This is a genomic window from Rhodoplanes sp. SY1 (assembly GCF_046000175.1).
Classification (GTDB): Bacteria; Pseudomonadota; Alphaproteobacteria; order Rhizobiales; family Xanthobacteraceae; genus Rhodoplanes.
In genome coordinates, this window is record NZ_JBEOMB010000171.1 from 1 (window position 1) to 3,100 (window position 3,100).

The 3,100-nt window shown below is 72.4% G+C and carries 2 protein-coding genes and 1 pseudogene; all 3 read right to left on the bottom strand.

The annotated features are described in order from the left end of the window. Nucleotides 1-80 precede the first annotated feature (80 nt). Nucleotides 81-1,532: an aldehyde dehydrogenase gene (locus ABTU92_RS27135; RefSeq protein WP_408094708.1), complete on the bottom strand. Its 1,452-nt coding sequence runs from the start codon at nucleotides 1,530-1,532 to the stop codon at nucleotides 81-83. Nucleotides 1,533-1,817: 285 nt separating this feature from the next. Then, nucleotides 1,818-2,294, bottom strand: a pseudogene (locus ABTU92_RS27140) (ABC transporter ATP-binding protein); the annotation flags it as partial. Further along, nucleotides 2,281-3,024 (bottom strand): ABC transporter ATP-binding protein, encoded by a 744-nt coding sequence (locus tag ABTU92_RS27145; protein ID WP_408094709.1) that lies wholly within the window; start codon nucleotides 3,022-3,024, stop codon nucleotides 2,281-2,283. The gene ABTU92_RS27145 and the pseudogene ABTU92_RS27140, both read right to left, overlap by 14 nt. Nucleotides 3,025-3,100: the final 76 nt, after the last annotated feature.

The following is a 3,100-nucleotide window of genomic DNA, read 5'->3' on the forward strand; positions in this document are numbered from 1 at the left end:
CCGACGTCCGCGCTGATCGCGCGAACGTCGACCTCTCCCCGCACGCGGGGAGAGGTGAAAGCCGGCGTGAGTGACAGTGATCAGAACGGATAGTGCCGCGGCGTCGTCGCCACCGTGATCCAGCGCAGCTCGGTGAACTCGGCGATGGCGGCGCGACCGCCGAAGCGGCCGTAGCCCGACGCCTTCACGCCGCCGAACGGCATCTGCGCCTCGTCGTGGACGGTCGGTCCGTTGATGTGGCAGATGCCGGACTCGATCCGCCGCGCCACCGCCATGGCGCGCGGGATGTCGCGCCCGAACACCGCGGCCGAGAGGCCGTATTCGGTGTCGTTCGCCACCCGCACCGCCTCGTCGATGCTGCCGACCCGCACGACCGCGACCACCGGTCCGAACGATTCCTCGCTGTAGAGCCGCATCGCCGGCGTGACGCGATCGATCACGGTGGCGTTCATGATGGTGCCGTCGATCTTGCCGCCGGCGAGCAGCTCGGCGCCCTTCGCCACCGCGTCCTGGACGAGCCCGCCGACCCGCTCGGCCGCCTCGCGGCTCACCAGCGAGCCGAGCACGACCGGCCCCTTGCGTGGGTCGCCGGCCGGCAGCGCCGCCGCCTTGGCGGCGAGCTTCTTCACGAAGGTGTCGGCGACCTCCTCCATCACCACGATGCGCTCGGTCGCCATGCAGATCTGACCCTGGTTGGCGAACGCCCCGAAAGCGGCGCCGGCCACGGCGGCGTCGAGATCGGCGTCGTCGAGCACGATGCAGGGCGCCTTGCCGCCGAGCTCGAGCAGCACCGGCTTGAGGTGCTTGGCCGCGATCTCGGCGACGATGCGGCCGACCCGGGTCGAGCCGGTGAAGTTGACGCGGCGCACGGCCGGATGCGCGATCAGCGCCTCGACGACGGCAGGCGCGTCCTCAGGCGCGTTGGTGACGACGTTGAGGACGCCCGCCGGCAGGCCGGCGTCGTGCAGCGCCTCGCCGATCAGCCGGTGGGTCGCCGGGCAGATCTCGGAGGCCTTCAGCACCACGGTGTTGCCGCAGGCGAGCGGCATGGCGAGCGCCCGCACGCCGAGGATGACGGGCGCGTTCCACGGCGCGATGCCGAGCACCACGCCGACCGGCTGGCGGTGCCCGAAGGCGACGAGGCCGGGCACGTCGGAGGGGATCACCTCGCCGGCGATCTGGGTCGTCATGGCCGCCGCCTCGCGCAGCATGCCTGCGGCGAGGTGCACGTTGAAATGCGCCCACGGCGCGGCGGCACCGATCTCGGCCGTCATCGCCTCGGCGAAGTTCTCGGCGCGCGCCTCCAGCTTGTCGGCGGCGAGGTTGAGGATGGCGCGGCGCGCGTTCGGCCCCATCTCGGACCAGGCCGGGAAGGCCGCCGCGGCCGCGTCGGCGGCGGCGTTGGCATCGGCGACCGTCGCGGCCGGCGCGCGGCTCGCGACCTCGCCCGTGATCGGGTTCAGGCGCTCGAAGGTGCGGCCGGCGGCGGCGGACGTGTCCTTGTCGTTGACCATCATGGTGACGTCGAGCATCGGTGACCTCGTCGGCTGGGGGGTGTTGCCCTCGGGGGAGGACGTAGCAGGTGCTGGCAGTCCGAGATAGGCGCGGCGCACGGCCGGGTTTTCGCGCAGGGCCGGGGCGGGTCCGTCGAGCGTGACCCGGCCGGTCTCGACCACGTAGCCGCGATCGGCGATGGCCAGGCTCGCGGCGGCGTTCTGCTCGACCAGCAGGATGCCGATGCCGTCGGCCCTGATGCGGGCGAGTGCCGCGAACAGCTCGCGGCAGACCCGCGGCGACAGGCCGAGCGAGGGCTCGTCGAGCAGCAGCAGCTTCGGCGCCGACATCAGGGCGCGGCCGATGGCGAGCATCTGCTGCTCGCCGCCCGACATCGTGCGGGCGGTCTGGCTCATCCGCTCGGAGAGCCGCGGGAAGAGGGCGAGGATGCGGTCGAGATTGGCCTTCTCGCCGGCGCGGGCGCGCGCCGGATAGGCGCCGAGCTGCAGGTTCTCGCGCACCGTCAGCTCGCCGAAGATGCCGCGCCCCTCCGGCACGAGCGCTATTCCCGCTTCGACGATGCCGTGCGCCGGACGGCCGGTCAGCGGCTCGCCGTCCAGCACGATGCTGGCGCCGGGATGCGGCGCGAGGAGCCCGCCGATGGTCTTCAACAGCGTCGACTTGCCGGCCCCGTTGGCGCCCAGCACGACGACGATCTCGGCGGCGCCCGCCGTCAGGGCCACGCCGTCCAGCGCGCGGTGGCGGCCGTAGGACACCGATAGATCCTCAATCCTCAGCATCGGCGCCTCCGAGATAGGCCCGCACCACCTCGGGATCGGCCAGCACCTCGGCCGTCGTGCCGTCGGCGATCTTCCTTCCCGTGTTCATCACCACGCAGCGGTCGCAGAGCGAGCGGATCGCGTCCATCACATGCTCGACCATCACGATGGTGAGCCCGTCGCGCTTGAGGGAGGCGATCAGCGCGATGCCCTCCTGCAGCTCGGTCGGGTTGAGGCCGGCGAGCCACTCGTCGAGCAGCAGGAGCTTCGGGTCGAGCGCCAACGCGCGGGCGAGCTCGAGCCGCTTGCTGTCGATGTAGGTGAGATTGGCGGCCGGCTCGGCGTCGCGGCCGGCGAGGCCGATGCGGGCGAGCAGGGCGGTCGCCTCGTGGCGCGCCTTATCGCCCCACAGCGGGTGTTTCCGGAAGGCGATCGCCGCCGTCACGTTGTCGGCGCAGGAGAGGTCGCCGAGCACGCGGACGAGCTGGAACGTGCGGGCGACGCCGCGATGGACGATGCGGTCCGGCTTCAGGCCCGTGATCGCGACGCCGGCGAGCCGGATCTCGCCGCCGCGCGGGGGAATGGCGCCGGAGATCAGATTGAGCGCCGTGGTCTTGCCGGAGCCGTTCGGCCCGATCAGTCCGACGATGCTGCCCCGCGCGACCTGGAAGCTCAAGCCGTCCACGGCCCGCACGCCGCCGAATGACTTGCTCAGATCGACGATGTCGAGGAGGGGGGGCTCGTCGCTCACGCCGAGGCGGGTGTCACCTCTCCCCGCACGCGGGGAGAGGTCGACGTTCGCGCGTCCAGCGCGGACGTCGGGTGAG